The sequence below is a fragment of the Streptomyces achromogenes genome (genome assembly GCF_030816715.1).
GTDB lineage: Bacteria > Actinomycetota > Actinomycetes > Streptomycetales > Streptomycetaceae > Streptomyces > Streptomyces achromogenes_A.
Window position 1 is genome coordinate 5169299 of the sequence record NZ_JAUSYH010000001.1, and the last position, 22907, is coordinate 5192205.

21 protein-coding genes and 1 tRNA gene are annotated in these 22907 nt (G+C 70.6%); 14 read left to right on the top strand and 8 right to left on the bottom strand.

Annotation, left to right across the window (positions count from 1 at the left end):
- Window positions 1-34: 34 nt before the first annotated feature.
- The 5 genes from QF032_RS23275 to QF032_RS23295 form a co-directional block, all read right to left on the bottom strand.
- The gene (locus QF032_RS23275; RefSeq protein WP_307045252.1) at window positions 35-1117 is read right to left on the bottom strand and encodes a 2-oxoacid:ferredoxin oxidoreductase subunit beta; all 1083 of its coding nucleotides are present in this window, start codon (window positions 1115-1117) and stop codon (window positions 35-37) included.
- On the bottom strand, window positions 1110-3053 hold the full coding sequence (locus QF032_RS23280; RefSeq protein WP_306949806.1) for a 2-oxoacid:acceptor oxidoreductase subunit alpha: 1944 nt from the start codon (window positions 3051-3053) through the stop codon (window positions 1110-1112). The genes QF032_RS23275 and QF032_RS23280 overlap by 8 nt, the downstream gene beginning before the upstream one ends.
- A gap of 282 nt (window positions 3054-3335) precedes the next feature.
- Entirely contained in the window at window positions 3336-4007 is a 672-nt protein-coding gene (locus tag QF032_RS23285) for a response regulator transcription factor (protein WP_266726382.1), read from the bottom strand.
- Between the two features lie 471 nt (window positions 4008-4478).
- Complete coding sequence (locus QF032_RS23290) at window positions 4479-5939, bottom strand: sensor histidine kinase (protein WP_307057338.1); 1461 nt, start codon at window positions 5937-5939, stop codon at window positions 4479-4481.
- 135 nt (window positions 5940-6074) lie between these two features.
- Window positions 6075-7295, bottom strand: a complete 1221-nt coding sequence (locus QF032_RS23295; protein ID WP_307045255.1) for a sensor histidine kinase — start codon at window positions 7293-7295, stop codon at window positions 6075-6077.
- A gap of 200 nt (window positions 7296-7495) precedes the next feature.
- On the opposite strand from QF032_RS23295, the gene QF032_RS23300 reads away from it, so the two are divergent.
- The 13 genes from QF032_RS23300 (at window position 7496) to QF032_RS23360 (ending at window position 19874) form a co-directional block, all read left to right on the top strand.
- A complete protein-coding gene (locus QF032_RS23300) occupies window positions 7496-7903 on the top strand; it encodes an NADH-quinone oxidoreductase subunit A (protein WP_107442472.1) in 408 nt (135 codons plus the stop codon).
- Window positions 7894-8562, top strand: a complete 669-nt coding sequence (locus QF032_RS23305) for an NADH-quinone oxidoreductase subunit B (RefSeq protein ID WP_307045256.1) — start codon at window positions 7894-7896, stop codon at window positions 8560-8562. The genes QF032_RS23300 and QF032_RS23305 overlap by 10 nt, the downstream gene beginning before the upstream one ends.
- On the top strand, window positions 8559-10016 hold the full coding sequence (locus QF032_RS23310) for an NADH-quinone oxidoreductase subunit C (protein ID WP_307057339.1): 1458 nt from the start codon (window positions 8559-8561) through the stop codon (window positions 10014-10016). The genes QF032_RS23305 and QF032_RS23310 overlap by 4 nt, the downstream gene beginning before the upstream one ends.
- The gene (locus QF032_RS23315; protein WP_307045258.1) at window positions 10013-10981 is read left to right on the top strand and encodes a complex I subunit 1/NuoH family protein; all 969 of its coding nucleotides are present in this window, start codon (window positions 10013-10015) and stop codon (window positions 10979-10981) included. The genes QF032_RS23310 and QF032_RS23315 overlap by 4 nt, the downstream gene beginning before the upstream one ends.
- Window positions 10982-10983: 2 nt before the next feature.
- Window positions 10984-11700, top strand: coding sequence for a NuoI/complex I 23 kDa subunit family protein (locus tag QF032_RS23320; protein WP_307057341.1), 717 nt, complete (start codon window positions 10984-10986; stop codon window positions 11698-11700).
- Complete coding sequence (locus tag QF032_RS23325) at window positions 11697-12374, top strand: NADH-quinone oxidoreductase subunit J family protein (RefSeq protein WP_306949799.1); 678 nt, start codon at window positions 11697-11699, stop codon at window positions 12372-12374. The genes QF032_RS23320 and QF032_RS23325 overlap by 4 nt, the downstream gene beginning before the upstream one ends.
- Window positions 12374-12775, top strand: coding sequence for an NADH-quinone oxidoreductase subunit NuoK (gene nuoK / locus QF032_RS23330; protein ID WP_307045260.1), 402 nt, complete (start codon window positions 12374-12376; stop codon window positions 12773-12775). The genes QF032_RS23325 and nuoK overlap by 1 nt, the downstream gene beginning before the upstream one ends.
- The gene (locus QF032_RS23335; RefSeq protein ID WP_307057343.1) at window positions 12772-14766 is read left to right on the top strand and encodes an NADH-quinone oxidoreductase subunit 5 family protein; all 1995 of its coding nucleotides are present in this window, start codon (window positions 12772-12774) and stop codon (window positions 14764-14766) included. The genes nuoK and QF032_RS23335 overlap by 4 nt, the downstream gene beginning before the upstream one ends.
- A gap of 6 nt (window positions 14767-14772) precedes the next feature.
- Entirely contained in the window at window positions 14773-16347 is a 1575-nt protein-coding gene (locus QF032_RS23340) for a complex I subunit 4 family protein (RefSeq protein ID WP_307057345.1), read from the top strand.
- Window positions 16344-17879, top strand: a complete 1536-nt coding sequence (locus tag QF032_RS23345) for an NADH-quinone oxidoreductase subunit N (protein ID WP_307057347.1) — start codon at window positions 16344-16346, stop codon at window positions 17877-17879. Before QF032_RS23340 ends, QF032_RS23345 begins: the two co-directional genes overlap by 4 nt.
- A gap of 203 nt (window positions 17880-18082) precedes the next feature.
- Complete coding sequence (gene htpX / locus QF032_RS23350) at window positions 18083-18946, top strand: zinc metalloprotease HtpX (protein ID WP_307057349.1); 864 nt, start codon at window positions 18083-18085, stop codon at window positions 18944-18946.
- Window positions 18943-19335, top strand: a complete 393-nt coding sequence (locus QF032_RS23355) for a YccF domain-containing protein (protein WP_107442460.1) — start codon at window positions 18943-18945, stop codon at window positions 19333-19335. The genes htpX and QF032_RS23355 overlap by 4 nt, the downstream gene beginning before the upstream one ends.
- A 272-nt stretch (window positions 19336-19607) precedes the next feature.
- The gene (locus tag QF032_RS23360) at window positions 19608-19874 is read left to right on the top strand and encodes a GlsB/YeaQ/YmgE family stress response membrane protein (protein WP_057584708.1); all 267 of its coding nucleotides are present in this window, start codon (window positions 19608-19610) and stop codon (window positions 19872-19874) included.
- Between the two features lie 67 nt (window positions 19875-19941).
- Here the strand turns inward: QF032_RS23360 and QF032_RS23365 are convergent, their stop codons facing one another.
- Window positions 19942-20430 (bottom strand): YajQ family cyclic di-GMP-binding protein, encoded by a 489-nt coding sequence (locus QF032_RS23365; RefSeq protein WP_057584707.1) that lies wholly within the window; start codon window positions 20428-20430, stop codon window positions 19942-19944.
- Window positions 20431-20655: 225 nt separating this feature from the next.
- On the opposite strand from QF032_RS23365, the gene QF032_RS23370 reads away from it, so the two are divergent.
- A tRNA-Tyr gene (locus QF032_RS23370) sits at window positions 20656-20737 on the top strand.
- A 174-nt stretch (window positions 20738-20911) separates the two neighbouring features.
- Here QF032_RS23370 and QF032_RS23375 read toward each other — a convergent pair.
- Both QF032_RS23375 and QF032_RS23380 read right to left on the bottom strand, forming a co-directional pair.
- Entirely contained in the window at window positions 20912-22291 is a 1380-nt protein-coding gene (locus QF032_RS23375) for a tyrosine-type recombinase/integrase (protein WP_307057351.1), read from the bottom strand.
- Window positions 22292-22352: 61 nt separating this feature from the next.
- Window positions 22353-22541: a helix-turn-helix transcriptional regulator gene (locus QF032_RS23380; protein WP_107442457.1), complete on the bottom strand. Its 189-nt coding sequence runs from the start codon at window positions 22539-22541 to the stop codon at window positions 22353-22355.
- Between the last annotated feature and the right edge of the window lie 366 nt (window positions 22542-22907).

The window sequence follows — 22907 nt, forward strand, 5'->3', positions numbered from 1 at the left end:
CCGGGGTGCGCCGCGTCCGCCCGCGCCGTACGTCTCAGCCGGCGACGGTCCAGGTGTCGCCGCCCGCCAGCAGCGCGGCGAGGTCGCCCTTGCCGTGCTGCTCGACGGCGGTGTCGAGCTGGTCCGCCATCTGCGTGTCGTAGACGGGCCGTTCCACCGAGCGCAGCACGCCGATGGGCGTGTGGTGCAGGGTGTCGGGGTCGGCGAGACGGGAGAGGGCGAAGGCGGTGGTCGGGGACGTGGCGTGCGCGTCGTGGACCAGGACGTCGGCCTCGTTCTCCGGTGTCACCGCCACCACCTCCAGATCGCCGGTCGCCGGGTCGCGGACGACTCCCTTGGCCAGCCCTGCCCCGAACCGGATGGGCTGCCGGTGTTCCAGCCGGATCACCGCCTCCTCGGCGGTCTCACGGTCCTTCAGGGCGTCGAACGCCCCGTCGTTGAAGATGTTGCAGTTCTGGTAGATCTCGACCAGCGCGGTGCCGGGGTGGGCGGCAGCCTGGCGCAGCACCTCGGTGAGGTGCTTGCGGTCGGAGTCGACGGTGCGGGCGACGAAGGATGCCTCCGCGCCGATGGCGAGGGACACCGGGTTGAAGGGTGAGTCCAGGGAGCCCATCGGCGTCGACTTGGTGATCTTGCCGACTTCGGAGGTAGGGGAGTACTGGCCCTTGGTGAGGCCGTAGATCCGGTTGTTGAACAGCAGGATCTTGAGGTTGACGTTGCGGCGCAGGGCGTGGATGAGGTGGTTGCCGCCGATGGACAGGGCGTCGCCGTCGCCGGTCACGACCCAGACCGACAGGTCCCTGCGCGAGGAGGCCAGGCCCGTCGCGATGGCCGGGGCGCGGCCGTGGATGGAGTGCATCCCGTAGGTGTTCATGTAGTACGGGAAGCGCGACGAGCAGCCGATCCCGGAGACGAAGACGATGTTCTCCCGCGCCAGACCCAGCTCCGGCATGAAGCCCTGCACCGCGGCGAGGATCGCGTAGTCGCCGCAGCCCGGGCACCACCGGACCTCCTGGTCCGACTTGAAGTCCTTCATGGACTGCCGGGCCTCGGCCTTGGGCACGAGGGTGAGCGCCTCGGGGGTGCCGCCGGGGCGGTGTGTCGACGTCTCAGTCATCGATGGCCTCCTTGAGCGCCGCGGCGAGCTGCTCGGCTTTGAACGGCATGCCGTTGACCTGGTTGTAGGAGTGGGCGTCGACGAGATAGCGGGCGCGGATGAGGGTGGCGAGCTGGCCGAGGTTCATCTCGGGGACGACGACCTTGTCGTACCCCTTCAGCACCGCTGCGAGGTTGCGCGGGAAGGGATTCAGGTGACGCAGATGGGCCTGCGCGATCGGCGTCCCGGCGGCGCGCAGCCGCCGTACCGCCGCGGTGATCGGCCCGTAGGTGGAGCCCCAGCCCAGCACCAGGGTCCGGGCGGCGTGCGGGTCGTCGACCTCGAGGTCCGGGACCTCGATGCCGTCGATCTTGGCCTGACGGGTACGGACCATGAACTCGTGGTTGGCCGGGTCGTAGGAGATGTTGCCCGTGCCGTCCTGCTTCTCGATCCCGCCGATGCGGTGCTCCAGACCCGGCGTGCCGGGGATCGCCCAGGGGCGGGCCAGGGTGTGCGGGTCGCGCTTGTAGGGCCAGAAGACCTCGGTGCCGTCGGCCAGGGCGTGGTTGGGGCCCTGCGCGAACTGCACGCGCAGATCCGGCAGCTCGTCCGGCGACGGGATGCGCCACGGCTCCGAACCGTTGGCCAGATAGCCGTCCGAGAGCAGGAACACCGGGGTGCGGTAGGTGAGGGCGATACGGGCCGCGTCCAACGCGGCGTCGAAGCAGTCGGCCGGGGTGCGCGGGGCCACGATCGGCACCGGGGCCTCGCCGTTGCGGCCGTACATCGCCTGCAGCAGGTCCGCCTGCTCGGTCTTGGTCGGCAGGCCCGTCGACGGCCCGCCGCGCTGAATGTCGATCACGAGCAGCGGCAGCTCCAGCGACACGGCGAGGCCGATCGTCTCCGACTTGAGCGCCACGCCGGGACCGGACGTCGTGGTCACCGCCAGCGACCCGCCGAAGGCCGCACCCAGCGCCGCGCCGATCCCGGCGATCTCGTCCTCGGCCTGGAAGGTGCGCACGCCGAAGTTCTTGTGCTTCGACAGTTCGTGCAGGATGTCCGAGGCCGGGGTGATCGGGTACGAGCCCAGGAACAGCGGCAGATCGGCCTGCCGGGAGGCGGCGACGAGGCCGTAGGACAGGGCCAGGTTGCCGGAGATGTTGCGGTAGACGCCGGCCGGGAAGGCCTGGGCGGCCGGGGCGACCTCGTAACTGACGGCGAAGTCCTCGGTCGTCTCCCCGAAGTTCCAGCCGGCCCGGAACGCGGCGATGTTGGCGGCCGCGATGTCGGGCTTCTTCGCGAACTTCGACTTCAGGAACTTCTCGGTGCCCTCGGTGGGCCGGTGGTACATCCACGACAAGAGACCGAGCGCGAACATGTTCTTGCTGCGCTCGGCCTCTTTACGGGTGAGGTCGAATTCCTTGAGAGCCTCGACGGTCAGGGTGGTCAGCGGGACCGGGTGGAGCTGATAACCGTCGAGGGAGCCGTCCTCCAGCGGCGAGGCCGCGTACCCGACTTTCTGCATGGCGCGTTTGGTGAATTCGTCCGTGTTGACGATGATCTGGGCCCCGCGCGGCACATCGGCGATGTTCGCCTTCAACGCCGCCGGGTTCATGGCCACCAGCACATTCGGCGCGTCGCCCGGAGTGAGGATGTCGTGATCGGCGAAATGCAGCTGGAACGACGACACCCCCGGCAGCGTTCCCGCGGGGGCGCGGATCTCGGCCGGGAAGTTCGGCAGCGTCGACAGGTCGTTGCCGAACGACGCCGTCTCCGAAGTGAAACGATCACCCGTCAACTGCATGCCGTCGCCGGAGTCCCCCGCGAACCTGATGATCACCCGGTCGAGGCGGCGGACGTCCTTCGTCCCGCCGGGCTTGCGCTGCTCTCCCACGACGGCCGCATCCGCTCCGTCGGTTCCGTCGGCCTGTTCTGCTGGGCTGACCTGACTGGTCACTGAACTGGACCTCCCTCGAGGCGGCTGTCCCGGAGCGCCCTTCCCGAAGGCCCTCCACGGATCAACCCTACGTCGGTAAGGGTCGCCTTCCTTCGGCCATTCGTATGACGGTCACTGTCCCGAGACGGCCCGGCACCCCCGCTAACCATGATTTCCCGCCCCCCGGCTCTCCTCCGTCAGACGCTCCGGAATCCCGCCGCGGTTCTGTGATGTATCTCCGCCGCTTCCTCCGAGTTCCCCCCTCTGATTTCCTCACCCGACGCACGGCACAGTGCCATCTGTTTATGAATTCAGATAGGTGAGAACTGCCAGTACCCGGCGGTGATCTCCGTCACTCGGAGACAGTCCGAGCTTCAGGAAGATATTGCTGACGTGCTTCTCGACGGCCCCGTCGCTGACGACCAGCTGCCGGGCGACCGCCGAGTTGGTCCGCCCCTCGGCCATCAGCCCGAGGACCTCCCGCTCCCGCGGGGTGAGCCCGGCCAGCACGTCCTGCTTCCGGCTCCGGCCGAGCAGCTGCGCCACGACCTCCGGGTCCAGCGCGGTGCCGCCCTCGGCGACCCGCACCACGGCGTCCACGAACTCCCGCACCTCGGCCACCCGGTCCTTGAGGAGATATCCGACCCCGCGACTGGAACCGGCCAGCAGTTCGGTGGCGTACCTCTCCTCCACATACTGTGACAGCACCAGCACGCCGAGTCCGGGGTGTGCCTTGCGCAGTTGGACGGCGGCCCGCACGCCTTCGTCCGTGTGGGTCGGCGGCATCCGCACGTCCGCGACGACGACGTCGGGCAGCGCGCCCTCGTCGTCCAGTTCGGTGATCGTCTTGACCAGGGCCTCGGCGTCGCCGACCCCCGCGACCACGTCATGCCCACGGTCGGTGAGCAACCGGGTCAGTCCCTCCCGCAACAGCACCGAATCCTCGGCGATGACCACCCGCACCCTGTCCTCCACGATCCTCGGCCCCCCAGCCGTCCACCCGTCGTTCGAACCAGTCAAGCATTTCAGCAACAGGCTCGTCTCTATCCCGCAAGAGTCGGGCCCGGGTGGAGGACGACGTGAAAACGGCCCCGGCCCACCGCCTTTTCAGCCGCCGGCCGAGGCGACGAGAGGAGGGGGCCGTGGGGCCGGGCGACGGAAGGAGAGGGACCGGGAGCCGGCCGACGGAAGGAGAGGGACCGGGACCGGGTGACGGAAGGAGTGAATGGGAGCCCGGGAGATGGAAGGGGGGCCGGGAGCCCGGGGGATGGAAGGGGGGGCCGGGAGCCCGGGGGATGGAAGGGGGGCCGGGAGCCCGGGGGATGGAAGGAGGGGCTGGGAGCCGGGGGCGGAGAGGAGGGGGCCCGTAGCCGGGTGCTGGGAGCGGAGGGGCCGCAGCCGCGTGACGGGAGACCGGGGGAGACGAGGGCCGCGAGGCCGAAGGTCTCAGACCTGGCCGCCGCGCCAGGGCAGTTCCGCGGTGATCCGGGTGGGACCGCCCACCGGTGAGTCCACGACGAGGATCCCGTCGACCGCGTCCAGCCGTCCGGCGAGCCCGGCCAGCCCCGACCCCCCGCCGGAGGCGTCCGCTCCGCCCACCCCGTCGTCCGCCACCTGCAGCAGCAGCCGGTCGTCCGTCCGCCACACGTCGACCGAGGCCGAGCGGGCCCCGCTGTGCTTGCTGACGTTCTGCAGCAGCTCCGAGACGGTGAAGTAGGCGATGCCCTCGATCGCCGGAGCCGGCCGCTCGGCCAGGTCCACGTCCACCCTCACCGGCACCGTGCAGCGCGAGGCCACCGAGGACAGTGCCGCGTCCAGCCCGCGGTCGGTCAGGACGGCCGGGTGGATGCCGCGCGCCAGGTCCCGCAGCTCCTGCAGCGCCGTCTTCACCTCGCCGTGCGCCTCGCCGACCATCCGCGCCGCCGTCTGCGGGTCGTCCCGCAGCTTCTCCTTCGCCATGCCGAGATCCATCGCCAGCGCCACCAACCGGGCCTGCGCCCCGTCGTGCAGATCGCGTTCGATGCGCCGCAGATCGGCCGCCGCCGTGTCCACCACGATCCCGCGGTCGGACTCCAGCTCCACCACCCGCGCACCCAGCGACGACGGCCCCAGCAGCCCGTGCACCAGGAGGCGGTCCACCGTCGTCAGCGCCCGCACGATCCACGGCGTGGCCAGCGTGATGAGCAGTCCCACCAGCGCCGTCACGGCGATCTCGAACGGGTTGTCGAGGTAGACGCTGTGGTGCTGGTCGCCGTAGAGCTGGATGCCGCCCTGACCGGCGTACATCGGGAAGACCCAGAACCACAGCGGATACGTCAGCATGCTCCAGCCGGCCGACCACACCGCCACCGTGACGCCGAACGAGAACACCGCCCACGGCATGTGCAGCACCGCGTACAGGGCGTTCCGCCAGGACGTGCCGCTCTTGAGGACGGCCGCCATCCAGGCCGTCGCACCGCTTCCGCGCGGCCGCAGCGGCTCGGGGGCGGCCACCTCCAGACCGAGCAGTCCACGCGCCCGGCCCCGCTCCAGTGCCCCGAAGCCCCGGCACGCCGTCAGGCCCGCCGCCAGCACCGGGATGCCGAGGAACGTCACCAGCAGGCCCGCCCCCAGCGACACCGTCGTTACCGCGAAGGTGAACAGCACGATGCTGATGGGCAGGCTCAGCAGGACGTACAGGAGCTCCCGCCAGTGGCGCGCGGTGAGCGGCTCACGCAGTCCCGCCGGAAGCAGGTGCCGACGCTCCCGGACCCGCTGCCCGGCCTCGGCCACAGGCCCGTACCCGCGCCCGTCACGCTCGTTCCCGTCGTGCCCCGCGTACTGGTCGTGCCGCCCGTACTGGTCGTGCTGCCCGTACTGGTCGTGCTGCCCGTACTGGTCGTGCCGGTCGTCGTACTGCGTGGTCATCGGCGTCGTCCGTTCTGCTCGTCCCCGCTCATCGCGCGGCTGTCGATCCCTACCTCCCAGCCTCCTCGGCGGCCGCCGCGCGGACCATGGAGTCCGTCGGCCTCTCGGAAGGGGGGTTTTCCCTACCTCGCGCGGTCACGGCTTCCCGCCCCGGTCCCGCCAGGGGAGCTCCGCGGTCACCGTCGTGGGACCCCCCTCCGGCGACTCCACGACGAAGAGCCCGTCGACCGCGTCCAGCCGTTCCGCCAGCCCCCGCATCCCCGATCCGCCGTCCAGCCGCGCGCCGCCCCGGCCGTCGTCCCACACCTGGATGAGCAGCCGGTCGTCCGTCCGCCACACGTCGACCGAGGCCGACCGGGCCCCGCTGTGCTTGCTGACGTTCTGCAGCAGCTCCGAGACGGTGAAGTAGGCAATGCCCTCGATGGCCTGCGCCGGCCTGCTCGTCAGGTCGGCGGTCACCTTCACCGGCACCGTGCAGCGCGACGCCACCGAGGACAGTGCCGCGTCCAGCCCGCGGTCGGTCAGGACGGCCGGGTGGATGCCGCGCGCCAGGTCCCGCAGCTCCTGCAGCGCCAGCTTCACCTCGCCGTGCGCCTCCTCCACCATCGCCGCGACGACGTCGTCGGCCTGTCCCTCCAGCAGCTTCTCCTTGGCCAGACCCAGCCCCATCGCCAGGTTCACCAGCCGGGCCTGCGCCCCGTCGTGCAGATCGCGCTCGATGCGCCGCAGATCGGCGGCCGCCGTGTCGACCACGACCCCGCGGTCGGACTCCAGTTCCGCGATGCGCCGCTCCAGCTCGTCGGAGGGGGAGAGCAGACCCCGCACCATCGCCCGGTCCGCGTTGGTGAGCCCGCGCGCCAGGAACGGCAGCACCGGCCACAGCACGAACAGCGAGGGCACCACCACGCTGAACGTGACGACGCCCCACGGCAGCCGGATCAGGTCGTACAGCACCGTGCGCCACGCCACCGGGTCCTTCAGCGCCAGCCACAGCCGCTGCAGCAGGCCGCCCGCTCTGCGCAGCGGCAGCGGGCTCGGCTCGTCGATCCGCACCCCGAGCAGCTTGCGCGCCCGAGCCCGTTCGAACCGGCCCATCAGCCGCGCCCCGCCCAGCCCGAGCGCGAGCAACGGGAACCCCACCACCGTCACGGTCATCGCGGCCCCCGTGACGATCACCGCCATCACATAGGTGAACCCGATCAACGCCATCGGCAGATTGGTGAGCAGATGCGCGATCTCCCGCCACGTCTGGGGATCGAACGCGGCACGGGCCGGAGGCAGACGGTCGTCGTGCCCCGGGCCCGGTGGTCCGAAGGAACCCGAAGGGACGGCGGAACGGCTGGCGGAAGCGGTCATACGGGCCAGCCTGCCGCCCCGTGCGACCCCGCGCCATGAGGTCTGCCGCCTTCCGCTACCGGGGGAAAACCCCCGCCTCGCGTCCCGACCTGTGACGGGCTGCTTACCGTCTCTTTATCAGGGCCTAGACTCCCGTGCGTACAGATCGTCGAACCGGCCTGCCGCCGAAGAGGCTGAGGTCAGGGAGCGAGGGGACGGACGTGCGGGAACCGACCGTCGATGTCGCGGCGGACTTTGCGGCCGACTACTTCCAGTCCTACTCCGTCGTCGGGCTGCTCGCCGTCGTCGGCGTGCTGTTCGTCGCCGTCGCCTTCGGCGCGGGACGCCTTCTGCGACCGGTGGTCCCCACCCCGGAGAAGCTTCTGACGTACGAGTGCGGAGTCGACCCCGTCGGCGAGGGCTGGGCGCACACCCAGGTCCGCTACTACGTCTACGCCTTCCTCTACGTGATCTTCGCGGTCGACTCGATCTTCCTCTTCCCCTGGGCGACGGTCTTCGCCGCCCCCGGCTACGGCACGACCACGCTCGTCGAGATGTTCGTCTTCCTCGGCTTCCTCACCGTGGGCCTGCTGTACGCATACAAGAAGGGCGTCCTGACATGGGCGTGACGCCGGAACCGAACGCGCCCCGGCCGGCCACGCCGGAACAGGCGGCGTCGGAGCCCGTTCTGCTGCCCGAGCCGAGGCGGCTCGGCTCCCTCGCCCGACTCGCCCCCGAGCCGATGAAGGTGATCCTGAACTGGGGCCGCCGCTACTCGCTCTGGGTCTTCAACTTCGGCCTCGCCTGCTGCGCGATCGAGTTCATCGCCGCCTCGATGGCCCGCCACGACTTCATCCGCCTCGGTGTCATCCCCTTCGCGCCGGGTCCGCGCCAGGCCGACCTGATGATTGTCTCCGGCACGGTCACGGACAAGATGGCCCCGGCCGTGAAGCGCCTCTACGAGCAGATGCCCGAGCCGAAGTACGTCATCTCCTTCGGCGCGTGCAGCAACTGCGGCGGCCCCTACTGGGACTCGTACTCGGTGACCAAGGGCGTCGACCAGATCATCCCCGTGGACGTCTACGTGCCGGGCTGCCCGCCCCGCCCGGAAGCCCTGCTCCAGGGCATCCTCAAACTCCAGGAGAAGATCGCGCGCGAGTCCCTCGACGAGCGCTACGCCACGTCCCCCGCCCGCCCTGCCCCGTCGCGTCCCTCGACCGCGGCCCTGCAGAGCGGCCTGGTACGCCCCCCGGTGTCACCGGCGGAGCCGGCCGAGGAGGACCGATGACCACCACCGGGTGGCTCCCCGCCCCCGCCGAGGACCTCTTCGGCCCGGACGCCACAGCCGAGGAGTCCTACGACGTCCTGACCGTGGACGTCCCGCCGGCCGCCTGGACCGCCGCCCTGCGCGTGGCCCGCGACCGGCTGTCCTGCACCTACTTCGACTGGCTGAGCGCCGTCGACGAACCCGGCACCGGCTTCCGCGTCTCCGCGCACGTCGTGGCCCTGTCCCCGGTGCGCCGCCTGCTGGTGCGCACGACGATCCCGCACGACGCCCCGACCCTCGCCTCCGCCGTCGACGTCTACGCGGGGGCCGCCTGGCACGAACGCGAGACGCACGAGATGTTCGGCGTCGCCTTCGAAGGCCACCCCGCACTCGACCACCTCCTCCTTCCCGAGACATTCGAGGGTCACCCCCTGCGCAAGGACTTCGTCCTGGCAGCCCGCGTCGCCAAGGCCTGGCCCGGCGCGAAGGAGCCCGGCGAGTCCGAGCACGGCGGACCCAAGCGCCGGCAGATGCTTCCCCCGGGTGTCCCCGACCCCAACGAGTGGGGACCCCTGAAGGGCCAGCTCCCCCCGGCCCCGGCCCGCCCCGCCCGAACCCCGGCCGCCCGTGCGACAGGCGACCGCCCCGTCCGCCGCGCCCGCACCGCCTCCCAGGGGTCATCCAGCCAGACGGCCCCGACGGCGACACCGCCCCCGGCGACAGCGTCCGACTCCACGGGCGGCCCCGGCACGGCACCCACGCCGCCTGCGACAGCACCGCCCACCGCCGACCCGACTCCAGCGACCCCGGGCACCCCGGCGGGACCGCGCCGCGCCCGCAGCGCTTCCCAGGGCTCCGCCTCCCAGCGCCCCCAGTCCCCGGCGGCCCCCTCCGACCCCCCGGCCCGCCCCTCCACGGCCCCCCGCTCGTCCGACGCCCCCTGGCACCACGCCCGCCCCGCCTTCGACGCCCCGCAGCCGGGCGACGAGGCGCCGGCTACCCCGAAGCCGCAGGCGGACGACGAGCCGCCGGCCGCCCGGAAGTCCCAGGCGGACGACGAGGCGACGGCCGCCCCGAAGCCGCCTCCGGACGACGAGGCGACGGCTACCCCGACGCCTCAGGCAGCGGACGAGCCGTCGGCCGCCCCGACGCCTCAGGCAGCGGACGAGCCGTCGGCCGCCCCGAAGCCGCAGGCGGACGACGAGGCGACGGCTACCCCGACGCCTCAGGCAGCGGACGAGCCGCCCGCCGCCCCGAAGCCGCAGGCGGACGACGAGGCGACGGCTACCCCGACGCCTCAGGCAGCGGACGAGCCGTCGGCCGCCCCGAAGCCGCAGGCGGACGAAGAGCCGGCAGCAGACCCGAGTCCCGAGCGTCCGAGTCGCGAGCGTCCGCGCCCTGGGCGTCCGACCTCCGAGCCCCCGAGTTCAGAGCGTCCCGCCCCCGATGACGACCCCGCAGGAGGCCCGCAGTGAACGACGCTCTCGACGTCGCCCTGCGACTTCTGGTCGTCTTCGTCGTCTTCCTCACCTTCCCCCTGATCGTCGGTCAGACCGAGCACAAGGTGATGGCCCATATGCAGGGCCGCCTGGGCCCGATGTACGCGGGCGGCTTCCACGGCTGGGCCCAGCTCGTCGCGGACGGCGTGAAGTTCGCGCAGAAGGAGGACATCGTCCCCGCGGGCGCGGACCGCCGGATCTTCCAGCTCGCGCCGGCCGTGGCCCTCCTGCCGTATCTGCTGGTCCTCCTCGCCATCCCCATCGGCCCGGGCGAGGGCGCCGTGGGCCAGGTCCTGGACGCGGGGATCTTCTTCGTACTCGCCGTGATGGGCGTCGGCGTGCTCGGCTCCCTCATGGCCGGCTGGGCCAGCGCCAACAAGTTCTCCCTTCTCGGCGGCCTGCGCACCGCCGCTCAGCTGCTCGCCTACGAACTGCCGATGCTGCTCACCGCCGCCTCGGTGGCGATGGCGGCCGGGACGGTCTCCCTGCCCGGCATCGTCGACGCGTTCGAGTGGTGGTGGCTGCCCTGGCAGATCACCGGAGCGGTCGTCTTCTTCATCGCCGGTCTGGCCGAACTCCAGCGCCCTCCCTTCGACATGCCGGTCGCCGACTCGGAGATCATCTTCGGTGCCTACACCGAGTACACCGGCCTGCGCTTCGCTCTCTTCCTCCTCGCCGAGTACGCCGGGATCGTCGTCCTGTGCGGGCTGACCACCGTCCTCTTCCTGGGCGGCTGGCACGGCCCCTGGGGCGGCGACGGCCTCGGCTGGGTCTGGACCCTGCTCAAGACGGCCGTCCTCGCCTTCGTCGTCATCTGGCTGCGCGTCACCTACCCCCGCCTGCGCGAGGACCAGCTGCAGAAGTTCTCCTGGACCCTGCTCGTCCCCCTCTCTCTCGCCCAGATCGCCCTCACCGGCATCGTCAAGGTGGTGATCCAGTAGCCATGTCCCGCCCGTCACCCGACCACCACACCCCGGCGGCCCCGGCGGCTTCCTCCGGGCGGCCCCGTCTGTCGATCCCCGGCAGCGGCCTCGCCAAGGGCCTGGCCGTCACCCTCCGCACGATGACGCGGAAGACCGTCACCCAGCAGTACCCGGACGCCCAGCCCGAACTCCCGCCCCGCACCCGCGGGGTCATCGGACTGTTCGAGGAGAACTGCACGGTCTGCATGCTGTGCGCCCGCGAGTGCCCCGACTGGTGCATCTACATCGACTCCCACAAGGAGACGGTGCCGCCCGCCGCTCCCGGCGGACGCGAGCGCAGCCGCAATGTGCTCGACCGCTTCGCCATCGACTTCTCGCTCTGCATGTACTGCGGTATCTGCATCGAGGTCTGTCCTTTCGACGCGCTGTTCTGGTCCCCGGAGTTCGAGTACGCCGAGACCGACATCCACGAGCTCACCCACGAGCGCGACAAGCTCCGCGAGTGGATGTGGACCGTGCCGGCCCCACCGGCCCTCGACCCGGCCGCCGAGGAGCCGAAGGAGATCGCGGCCGCCCGCAAGACGGCCGAGAAGCTGTCCGCCGCCGCCCGAGCCGAGTCCACCGAACCCGAGTCCACCGGACCCCTGTCCACCCGACCCGAGTCCACCGGACCTCAGTCCACTGGGCCGGAGTCCACCGGGCCGGAGTCCACCGGGCCCGAGGGAGGAGACGCGTGACCCTCGCCGAGGCCCCGCACGGCTTCCTCTCCCCGACCGGCGTCGAGATCGCCTTCCTTCTCGTCGGACTGGTCACCTTCGGCGCCGCCCTCGTCACCGTCACCACCAAGCAGCTGGTGCACGCGGCTCTGTGGCTCGTGGTCGCCCTCGGCGGTCTGGCCGTCGAATACCTCCTGCTCACCGCCGAGTTCATCGCCTGGGTGCAGGTCCTCATCTACGTCGGTTCCGTCGTCGTGCTCCTCCTCTTCGGTCTGATGCTCACCAAGGCCCCCATCGGCCGCTCGCCGGACGCGGACTCCGGCAACCGCTGGGCCGCCCTCACGGTCGCCGTCGCCGCGGCCGCCGCCCTGGTCTGGGTGGTCGTCGACGCCTTCCGTGCCACCTGGATCGAGCTGGACGGCCCGGCCGCCGGTTCGACCGAGGTCACCGGCGCGAGCCTCTTCCAGAACTGGGTCCTTCCCTTCGAGGCCCTCTCCGTCCTCCTCCTCGCGGCGCTGGTCGGCGCGATCGTCCTGTCCCGCAAGGCGAAAGCCGATTCGAGCTCTCCCCCTGTGAACGCCCGGGTCGTCACTGATGGTTCCCGACCCGTCACGGACAGTTCCGGAAAATCCGAGAGCTCTCCCACCGTCCCGGACGCCCGGCAGAACCCGGCCGAGCAGGAAGGCGCCCGCTGATGCACCTCGCCTATCCCGCCGTCCTCTCCGCTCTCCTCTTCTGCACCGGCCTGTACGGCGTCCTCGCCCGCCGCAACGCGATCCTGATCCTGATGTCGGTCGAGCTGATGCTCAACGCCGTCAACCTCAACCTGGTCGCGTTCGACGTCTGGCTCAGCAGGACCGCCGAGGAGACCCTGCACTCCGGTCAGGCCCTGACCCTGTTCACCATCGCCATCGCCGCCGCCGAGATCGGCATCGGCCTGGCGATCGTCCTCGCCGTCCACCGCAACCGCGGCACCGCCGACGTCGACCGGCTCCGCGACACCGCCGAGGGCCACGAGACCCCCGCCGCCGACGGCTCCGACAGCGACGCCCCCGCGACCGGAGCGGCCGCCGAGAAGGCTGAGGCCACCGCGTGACCACGACCACCCTCGCCGTCCTCGTCCCCCTCCTTCCGTTCCTCGGCGCAGCCGCCGGCCTGCTCCTGGGCCGAACCGCACCCGGCTTCGTCCGCCCGCTCGCCGTCCTGCCGACCCTCGCCGCGCTCGCGCTGGCCGCGGCGGTCGCGGTGCGCCAGGGCGGAGACGCGGCAGTCGACGCGGCCACCGAGCTGACTCCCACCGGATCCGTCCCGATCGAACTCGCCCTGCACATCGACGGATTCGCCGCCCTCGTCGCCGTCCTGGTCGCTCTCGTGGCCACCTGCGTGCAGATCTACTCGACCGGCTACCTGCGCGACGACCCGCGCTATGCCTCGTACGCCGCGCTGGTTTCCCTCTTCACCTCCGCGATGCTGCTGGTCGTCTACTCCGGTGACCTGATCGTGCTGCTGGTCGGCTGGGAGGTCATGGGCATCTGCTCCTACTTCCTCGTCGGCCACTACTGGGAGACCCCGGAGGCCCGCGCCGCTTCCATCAAGGCCTTCCTGGTCACCAAGCTCGGCGACGTCCCCTTCCTCATCGGCCTGTTCGCCCTCGGCACCGACGCCGGCTCCTTCCGCATCACGAAGGTCCTCGGCGCCGTCGCGCACGGCGGACTCGACCATCCGACCGTCGTCGCCCTGCTGCTCCTCGCGGGCGTGGCCGGGAAGTCCGCGCAGTTCCCGCTGCACACCTGGCTCCCGGACGCGATGGCCGGCCCCACACCCGTCTCCGCGCTGATCCACGCCGCGACGATGGTCGCCGCCGGCGTCTACTTCGTCGCCCGTCTCCTGCCGGTCTTCGAGGCCTCGGCGGCCGCGATGGTCGTGCTCGCCGTGATGGCCGGCGTCACGATGGTCGGATCCGGTCTGGCCGCGCTCGCCCAGGACGACATCAAGCGCGTCCTCGCCTACTCGACGATCGGCCAGCTCGGCTACATGACGGGCGCCCTCGCCGTCGGCGACCGGAGCGCCGCCGTCTTCCACCTCCTCTCGCACGGCGCCTTCAAGGCGCTGCTGTTCCTCGCGGCCGGTGTGGTCATCCACGCCGCCGGCACCAACTCGCTGGCCGCCATGTCCCGCATGAGCCACCTGCGCGACCGTGTCCCCGACGCCTACTGGACGATGACCGTGGCGCTCCTCGCGCTCGCCGCCATCCCGCCGTTCAGCGGTTTCTTCTCCAAAGAGTCGGTCCTCGGCGCAGCCGAGCACGCGACCACCGGCCACAGCGCGCAGGTCCCCGGCGCCGCCGGCTGGATCGTCCTCGTCGCCGGGCTGGTCGCCGCCCTCCTGACCGCCGCCTACGCGACCCGTCTGTGGCTGCTGGCCTTCCGCGGCCAGGGAGCCGAAGCGCCCGATCACGGCCGCCAGCCGCTGACCATGACGGTGGTGCTGTGGGTGCTTGCGGTGCCCTCCCTCGCCCTCGGCGCGCTCGCCTACCGCACGCTCCCCGACTGGTTCGACGGCGACGACCTCGCCCCGACCCTCACCACCTCCGTAGTGGGCACCGGCCTCGCGCTGGCAGGCGGACTCGTCACCTTCGCCGCCTGGCGGCACCTCGCCGGGCTCGCCGCCGGAACCCCTCTGGGCGCGGTGGCCGCCCACCCGGAGGCCGATGCGGCGCAGGTCGAGGCCGAGGCCATCGCGACGCACGCACCCGCCTACGGCGACGTGGCCTCCGCCCCCGACCCGGCGGACCCCGGGCGGCTCCTGCTCGGCCCGCTGCACCGCCACGCGGCTGTCGGCTTCCACCTGGACGCCCTGTACGACGCGCTGTTCGTGCGCCCCGTGCAGGCCGGCGCGCGGCTGGTCCGGTTCCTCGACCGCGAGGTCGTGGAGACCTACGTCCGCGGTGCGGGCGCACTGCCCCGCTGGCTGGGGTTCGCCGTACGGCGCGCCCAGACCGGCAACGTCCAGACCTATGTGAGCGCGCTGCTCGCCGGCACCGTCGTCCTGGCGGTCGCCGCCCTTCTCGTCGCCTCGGGAGCGTGAGCAGGCGTGATCCCTATCAACGAGTCCGTGATGCAGGTTCTTCTGGCGTTCGTCGTGGTCGGCCCGCTCCTGGGCGCCGCCGCCGCACTGCTGCCCGCTCCGCCCGGGCTGAAGGGGAAGTCGCCCGAGCAGGCCGTCCTCCGCCACGGCGTGACCGTGACCGGCGTGATCCTTCTCGCCGCGATCGCCCTCGCGGTCGGCTTCGACCACGACCATCCGTCGAAGATGCAGGCCACCACGGACATCAGCTGGATCCCCGCACTCGACGTGCGCATCCACCTCGGCATCGACGGCATCTCGCTCCCCCTCCTGGTCCTGACCGCGCTGCTGACCTTCCTCTGCGCGCTCTACTCCTACTTCAAGCTCCCGGCGGGCCCCTCGCCCAAGGCGTTCGTCGCCCTGGTGCTCGTGCTCGAGTCCGGCACCCTGGCGACCTTCGCCGTGCTCGACCTGCTGCTGTTCTTCCTCGCCTTCGAGACCGTGCTCATCCCGATGTACTTCCTCATCGCCCGTTGGGGTGGCGCCGGCCGGACCCAGGCGGCCTGGAAGTTCATCCTCTTCACACTGCTCGGTTCCGTGGTCATGCTGCTCGGCCTGCTCCTGATCGGACTCAAGGCGGGCACCTTCGACATGGTGGCACTCGCCACTGACAACGGCCGGTCGCTGACCACATCCGTGCAGGTCGTCGCGGTTCTCGCGATCGGGCTCGGGCTCGCGGTCAAGACCCCGATGTGGCCCCTGCACAGCTGGCTGCCCGACGCCCACACCGCCGCCCCGACCGTCGGCTCGGTCCTGCTGGCGGGCGTGATGCTGAAAATGGGCACGTACGGGGTCGTCCGCATCCTGCTGCCGGTCGCGCCGGACGGCTTCCGCGTCTTCGCGCCCTACCTCGCCGCCTTCGCCGTCGTCGGGATCATCTACGGGTCGCTGGCCTGCCTGGCCCTCGCCCAGCAGGGAGCGAAGGGCGACCTCAAGCGGCTGATCGCCTACTCGTCCGTCGGCCACATGGGCTTCGTCCTCCTCGGCATCGCGACCATGACGCCGACCGGTGTGAACGGCGCCCTCTTCGCCAACATCGCCCACGGTCTCATCACCGGCCTGCTCTTCTTCCTGGTCGGAGCCCTGAAGGACCGCACCGGCACGACCGACCTGGACACCCTCGCCGAGCAGACCGGCGCCGCCCTGTACGGCAGGACCCCCCGCCTCGGCGGCCTCCTCGCCTTCGCCGCGGTCGCCTCGCTCGGCCTTCCTGGTCTCGCCGGGTTCTGGGGCGAGATGCTCGCCCTGTTCGGCGCGTTCGACCCGGCCGAAGGCCTCAGCCGCCCCGCGTTCCTCGCGTTCACGGCGATCGGCGCGTTCGGCACCCTGCTGACGGCCGCCTACCTGCTCGTCGTGGTCCGGCGGGTCTGCATGGGCACGGTCCGGCAGGACACCCCGCGCCTCGCCGACGTGCAGACCTACGAGTTCGTGGCCTGGACACCGCTCGTCGCCCTCACCGTCGTCGCCGGCCTGTGGCCGAAGGCACTCCTCGGCCTCACCGACCCGGCCGTGCAGCAGCTCCTCGCAGGAGGCACCCGATGAGCTCCGTGGCCCACCCCCCGGCCCAGGCCCTGGCCGAGTCCGTGGTCCAGTCCGTCGACTGGCTTGCCATCGCACCGCCCACCCTCGCGGCGGTCGTCGCCCTGGTCGTCCTCGTCGCCGACCTCTTCGCCGGCGAGGCACGCAAGCCGCTGCTGGGCTGGTTCTCGGTCGCCGGGCTCGCCGCCTCCACGGCCCTTCTGCTGCCCCTCCTGGACGGCGACCGCGCCACCTTCTGCCTGACCGGCGACACGCACGCGTGCAGCTACACGGCAGACCACTTCACCCTGGTCGTCCAGTTCCTGGTGCTCGGGGGAGCGCTGCTGGCGGCCCTGCTGTCGGTCACCGCTCTCAAGGACGCGCGCGGGCGCCTCCCCGAGGGCGAGTTCTGGTTCCTGCTGCTGTCCTCCGCCGCCGGCGCCGCCCTGCTGCCCGCCTCCCGCGACCTGGCCACCCTGGTCGTCGCCCTGGAGGTCGCCTCCCTGCCGGCCTTCGCCCTCGTCGGCATCCGGCACGGCGACCGCAAGTCCTCCGAGGCCGCACTCAAGTTCTTCCTGTCGTCCGTGACGGCGACCGCGGTCAGCCTCCTGGGCATCAGCTTCGTGTACGCGACGACAGGCACCCTCTACCTCACCCAGGTCGCCGACCGCATCCAGCGCGTCGACGGCCAGCTGCACACCCTGGCCCAGACCGGCGTGGTCCTCACCCTCGTCGGCTTCGCCTTCAAGACTGCCGCCGTCCCCTTCCATTTCTGGGTCCCCGACACCTACGTCGGCGCCCCCCTGCCCATCGCCGCCTACCTGTCGGTCGTCGGCAAGGCCGTCGGCTTCTCCGGCCTCATCCTCGTCACCGTCGTCGGCTTCCCGTCGTACGCCGACGTGTGGGGCCCCGCCCTGGCCGCTCTCGCCGCCCTCACCATGACCGTCGGCAACGTCGGCGCGCTCCGCCAGCAGGCCACGCGCGGGTACAGCGCCGTACGCCTCCTCGCCTGGTCCTCCGTGGGCCAGGCCGGCTATCTCCTCGTGCCGATCGCCGCCGCCGCGTACTCCGACGACGCCGAGCACGCCGTCGGCTCCACCGTCGCGTACGCCCTCATGTACGCCGCGGTGAACCTCGGCGCGTTCGCGGTGGCCGCCCTCGTGGGCCGGACCAGCACGGCGAACCGGCTCACGGACTACCGCGGCCTCTACACCAGAAACCCCCTGGCCGCCCTCCTGATGGCCTTCTTCCTGCTCTGCCTCGCCGGACTGCCGCCGGGCGTCATCGGCCTCTTCGCGAAGGTCACCGTCTTCTCGGCGGCCGTCGACGCCGGACTCGGCTGGCTCGCCGTCGTCATGGCTGTCAACGTGGTCATCGCCCTGTACTACTACCTCCAGTGGACGGCGCTGCTGTTCCGCGCGCGTGAGGGCGAAACCGAGAAACACCGTGTCCCCGCCCCCCTCACCGCCGCCATCGCCCTCACCGCGGCCGTCGGCATCGCCCTCTCCGGAGCGCCCCAGCTGATCCTGCGCTTCGCCGACACCGGTCTCTTCTGACCCCACGCGCGCGTGCGAGGGCCCGTCCTCACCCGGACGGCTCACACCCCTGGCCCCGCGCACAAGGGAACTCGTGCCTCCCGCCTGGCGTTGACCAGTACGGGAGGGTGCACTGGAGGTGACATCACGACACCAGTGCCACCGGAGAACAGGAAGATCCGCAAGCAAAGGGTTCCCCTGCCGCACGACTTGGAGGGCGTACCGTGCACCGCCGGCACAACGGGCTCAGGACCGCAGTACTCCTCGGGGGGCTGTCGGCACTCATCATCGTCTTCGGCAGTTTCTTCGGCCGTGCGGGGCTCGTCGTCGCGGTTCTGATCGCGCTCGGCACCAACGCGTACGCGTACTGGAACAGCGACAAGCTGGCTCTACGCGCGATGCGCGCCCGGCCCGTGAGCGAATTCGAGGCCCCGGCCCTGTACCGGATCGTCCGCGAGCTCTCCACCCAGGCCCGGCAACCCATGCCCCGCCTGTACATCTCCCCGACAGAGGCGCCCAACGCCTTCGCGACCGGCCGCAATCCGCGCAACGCCGCCGTGTGCTGCACCGAAGGCATCCTGCGCCTCCTCGACGAGCGCGAGCTGCGCGGCGTCATCGGCCACGAGCTCAGCCATGTCTACAACCGCGACATCCTGATCTCCTCGGTCGCCGGCGCGCTCGCCTCCGTGATCATGTTCCTGGTCAACTTCGCCTGGCTCATCCCGATCGGCCGCTCCGACGACGACGACGGCCCCGGCATCCTGGGCATGCTCCTGATCATGCTGTTGGGCCCGCTCGCCGCCAGCCTCATCCAGCTCGCCATCAGCCGGTCCCGGGAGTACGAGGCGGACTCCTCGGGCGCCCAGCTCACCGGTGACCCCCTGGCGCTCGCGAGCGCCCTGCGCAAGCTGGAGACGGGCACCAAGCAGCTTCCGCTTCCGCCGGAGCCCCGTATCGAGACTGCGAGCCACATGATGATCGCGAACCCCTTCCGCCCGGGCCAGGGACTGTCCAAGATGTTCTCGACGCACCCGCCGATGGCGGAGCGAATCGCCCGGCTCGAGAAAATGGCAGGTCGCCCCCAGTGAAGACCATCCTGAACGTCATCTGGCTGATCCTGAGCGGCTTCTGGCTGTTCCTCGGCTACCTGCTCGCAGGAGTACTGCTCTGCATCACGGTGATCGGCATTCCCTTCGGCGTCGCCGCGTTCCGTATCGGCGTCTTCGCGCTCTGGCCCTTCGGCTACACGACCGTCGAGCGGCGTGACGCGGGCGCGCCCTCCTGCCTCGGCAACGTGCTGTGGCTGGTGCTCGCCGGCTGGTGGCTGGCCCTCGGCCACATCGTCACCGGCTTCCTCCTGTGCCTGACCGTCATCGGCATCCCGTTCGGCATCGCGAACTTCAAGCTGATCCCGGTCTCGCTGTTCCCGCTGGGCCGCGAAATCGTGTCCACCGACCAGCCGTTCGCCTCACGCTGACCGCCTGACCGCCTGACCGCCTGACCGCCTGACCGCCTGACCGCCTGACCGCGCGGGCATGGCGTTCGCCCTCGCAGGTGGGCGCGTTGCCCGGGCTGTCCACCGATGCCGGAACCGTCGGTCACCGTCATGCGTCGTTCCGATCAGCACGGCACGGACCCGCGTGCCACGAAGGACGCGGGGCGTGCCGGAGAGAGCGCGGCCCGTCCGGGGCGACCGACATCACAGTGCCCGGACAGCACGGGCACAGCACGGAAGGGCAGGTTCAGGGCATGAGCATCATCAGCTGGATCATCCTGGGGTTGTTGGCCGGAGTCATCGCCAAGGTCCTGTTGCCCGGGCGCGACCCGGGCGGATTCGTCGGCACGACCCTGATCGGTGTCGCGGGCGCGTTCATCGGCGGCTGGATCTCGGCCCGCTGGCTGGACCACCCCGTCGCCAAGGACTTCTACGACGGCGCCACCTGGGCCGCCGCGATCGGCGGATCGCTCGTGCTCCTGATCGTCTACCGCCTGCTGTTCGGCAACTCACGCGACTGAGTCCGCTGCGGTCACCGAGCGCAAGGGCGGACGCCGACCGGGCGTCCACCCTCGCTCCCGCGGTCGGCTACCGGTAGTTCACGAACTGCAGCGCGAAGTCGAAGTCCTGGCCCTTGAGCAGGGTGATGACGGTCTGCAGGTCGTCGCGGCTCTTCGAGCTGACCCGCAACTCCTCACCCTGCACCTGGGCCTTCACGCCCTTGGGGCCCTCGTCGCGGATGAGCTTCGCGACCTTCTTCGCGTTCTCCTGGGAGATGCCCTCCTTGATGTCCGCGAAGAGCTTGTACTCCTTGCCGGAAAGCTGCGGCTCGCCCGCGTCCAGCGCCTTCAGCGAGATGCCGCGCTTGATCAGCTTGGACTGGAAGACGTCGAGGACAGCGTTCACCCGGTCCTCGGAGTTCGCCTCCATGAGGATCTTCTCACCGGACCACGAGATCGAGGCGCCCACGCCCTTGAAGTCGTAGCGCTGGGAGATCTCCTTGGCGGCCTGGTTGAGGGCGTTGTCGACCTCCTGCCGCTCGACCTTCGAGACGATGTCGAAACTGGAGTCGGCCATGTCCTGTGGCTCCTTGTATCGGGGTGCGTATCAGGGTGCGTATCGGCGCACGTGAGGGTGACCGCCGAGCCCGGCGTGATCCCGGGTCGCATCCGCACAAGCCTAGCCACCCCGCCCCCTCCGGGCGGCGCGGAATCAGGTGGCGAAGCACCCCTGTGCATCGGGTATCGTTTACGTCGTTGCCAGGGAGCACCGCCGAAAGCGGTTCGAACAGGCGGCAAACCCGGCGGTGTGCCCGAGCGGCCAAAGGGAGCAGACTGTAAATCTGCCGGCTCAGCCTTCCCAGGTTCGAATCCTGGCGCCGCCACGCTGAGTGAAACCCTCTCTGACCAGGTTAATTGCCTGGTCAGAGGGGGTTTCTCATTGTCCCTCGTCGTTCGATCGGCTGTGGACGGGGCGTGGACGTGTCTCACCTCGTACCGCCCGTATCCCACCTTTGATCAGTGCGTGTCCCCCAGGTGTCCCCCGGGGGTGAGCATGGTCACTCCGGCTCGTTCCACTCCCGAAGAGCGGCGTCGATGCGGCTGTTCGCGTGCTCCCGCGTCTGGTCGAGCACCTTGGCGTACACCGTGTGCAGTACCGCGATGCTGTGGCCGGCACGCCGGGCGCACTCCATGGCGTCCACGCCAGAACTGAGCCAGAACGAAACGCCGGCGTGCCGAAGGTCGTAGGGACGGCGGGCCAGCAGTGAGGCCGTTTCTGCCTCGTTCAGAACGTCCTTTCGGGCTTTGGCCCACACTTCCCCGTAGCCGGTCTCCTGTAGCAGGCCATTGCGGTTCGTACGAAAGAGCCGGCCATCGGGTGCCGTGCCGTGCGTGGCGATGTGTTGCCGCAGTAGGCGGACGAAGTGCGGCGGGATCGGAACCGGACGGGAATCGTTCTTTGCACGGGCCTTGAGATGGCGCATCTCGTGAGCCACCCCGTCGTCGGTCCAACTTCGTCCTGCCCGGACGATCCCTTGGCGCAGAGTGAGCATCCCCCATCCCGTCTCCGGAAGGTGGCACTGGCTCACGCGTAATCCGGCGGCCTCAGCGGGACGCATGGCCGCGTAGTACAGACATCCGAAGAACGCTTCCAGGTGCCGCCCGCGCGGGCCCTGCTCTCGCACGCCGGCGAGCAGCGCGCGGACTTGGCGGGGGTTGGCAACGCTCTCCGGGTCCACGGCTTCCACCGACTTCGGGGCGGTCCACTTCACGGCCGTGATCGGGTTGACCGGCATCGTGAAGTACTGCTCTTCCACGGCGAGCCCGAGGACGTCACTCAGGCAGGCCCGCTTGCGCTTGGCGGTTCTCGGCGCTGCCTCCTTCCCGTCCAGCCGCAGGGACAATGCGTCCAGGGCCCGACGTACGGTCGCTGGATCCTCCAGTGCCGTGACCGGCATGGAATGCTTGGAGACCCAGGCGAGGGCGCGGGCCACGTCGTCAGGTGGGGTCTCGTTCCAGCGGTTCCGGTTGTACGCCCATCCGTACAGCGCACGCCGCAATAGCGCGGTGTCAGGCATCCCCTTTTTGGTCTTCACGAGCGCGGGAGTGATGGTTGCCAGCGCATCGGCGTAGTTCTTCCGCGACTTTGCCGGGGCCAGCGCCCACTTGCGGTCGATGTAGGCACGGCTGTGCTCGTACCAGGTGATGGAGCCTTGTTTGGCGCGCAGCTCGGAGACGGGCAGTCCCGTTTCCTCATCGAACTGGTCGCCGCGCCGCACGGCAGACATGAGTTCCGAGCGACGCCCCTCGGCCTGGACCTTGTGTGTGTAGCTCTTCGAGTGCTTCCGCTCCCCGACCAGCCAGCGCAGACGGTAGGGCTTCGGGCGATCCTTGCGAACCTCGGTGGAGTAGAGGCGAACGTCGTAGGTCAGTGCCATATGAACTCCAAGGGGGCCCGCCGGAAGCGGGCCCCTCGTGTCTCGTGTGTGCGGGGGGTGGTCAGGCGGCGACGTCTTCCATGGACGACCACCACGCGTCGAGGTCGGTGCGGCGGCAGCGGAGCTGACCGTTGGGGAGCTTGATGAGCTTCGGGGCCTTGCCCCGGGCACGCATGCGGTAGAAGGCGGCGCGGCTCATCTCGATCTCTTCGAGGACTTCGGGGAGCTTGAGCATCTTGGGGCGGGCCAAGGTGGTGACTCCTTCGCAAAGTTCAGGGGCTGGGCGAGGACGGATGGGCTGTGTGTCCGAGGTGCGGATTTCTGCGTCACCGCGTCATCTGTGTCATTCGCGGCGCTGACCTGCGGTTTTCTGGTGACGCAGCGTTTTGGAGATGCGTCATCGGTGACGCAGGCGTCCGTCACCGGGTGACGCGGGTGACGCGGGGTGACGCAGCCGAAGCGGGTCTGCGTCACCGCTCTTTCGGCAGGTCAGCGGCCGTTTTCCGGCCTTGGGTGACGCGGGTGACGCAGCGTCTCTTCTCTTAGGAAAAAAGAAAGGGTGGTGTCTGTTGTGGTGCGCGGCTCAGAGCGTGAAGAAGGAGCCGCTTCGCGGCAC

Coding starts and splice junctions, on each gene's coding strand:
- QF032_RS23275 (WP_307045252.1), bottom strand. CDS start 1,117: ATGACTGAGACGTCGACACACCGCCCCGGCGGCACCCCCGAGGCGCTC.
- QF032_RS23290 (WP_307057338.1), bottom strand. CDS start 5,939: ATGACCACGCAGTACGACGACCGGCACGACCAGTACGGGCAGCACGAC.
- QF032_RS23295 (WP_307045255.1), bottom strand. CDS start 7,295: ATGACCGCTTCCGCCAGCCGTTCCGCCGTCCCTTCGGGTTCCTTCGGA.
- QF032_RS23305 (WP_307045256.1), top strand. CDS start 7,894: ATGGGCGTGACGCCGGAACCGAACGCGCCCCGGCCGGCCACGCCGGAA.
- QF032_RS23310 (WP_307057339.1), top strand. CDS start 8,559: ATGACCACCACCGGGTGGCTCCCCGCCCCCGCCGAGGACCTCTTCGGC.
- QF032_RS23320 (WP_307057341.1), top strand. CDS start 10,984: ATGTCCCGCCCGTCACCCGACCACCACACCCCGGCGGCCCCGGCGGCT.
- nuoK (WP_307045260.1), top strand. CDS start 12,374: ATGCACCTCGCCTATCCCGCCGTCCTCTCCGCTCTCCTCTTCTGCACC.
- QF032_RS23345 (WP_307057347.1), top strand. CDS start 16,344: ATGAGCTCCGTGGCCCACCCCCCGGCCCAGGCCCTGGCCGAGTCCGTG.
- QF032_RS23360 (WP_057584708.1), top strand. CDS start 19,608: ATGAGCATCATCAGCTGGATCATCCTGGGGTTGTTGGCCGGAGTCATC.
- QF032_RS23365 (WP_057584707.1), bottom strand. CDS start 20,430: ATGGCCGACTCCAGTTTCGACATCGTCTCGAAGGTCGAGCGGCAGGAG.
- QF032_RS23375 (WP_307057351.1), bottom strand. CDS start 22,291: ATGGCACTGACCTACGACGTTCGCCTCTACTCCACCGAGGTTCGCAAG.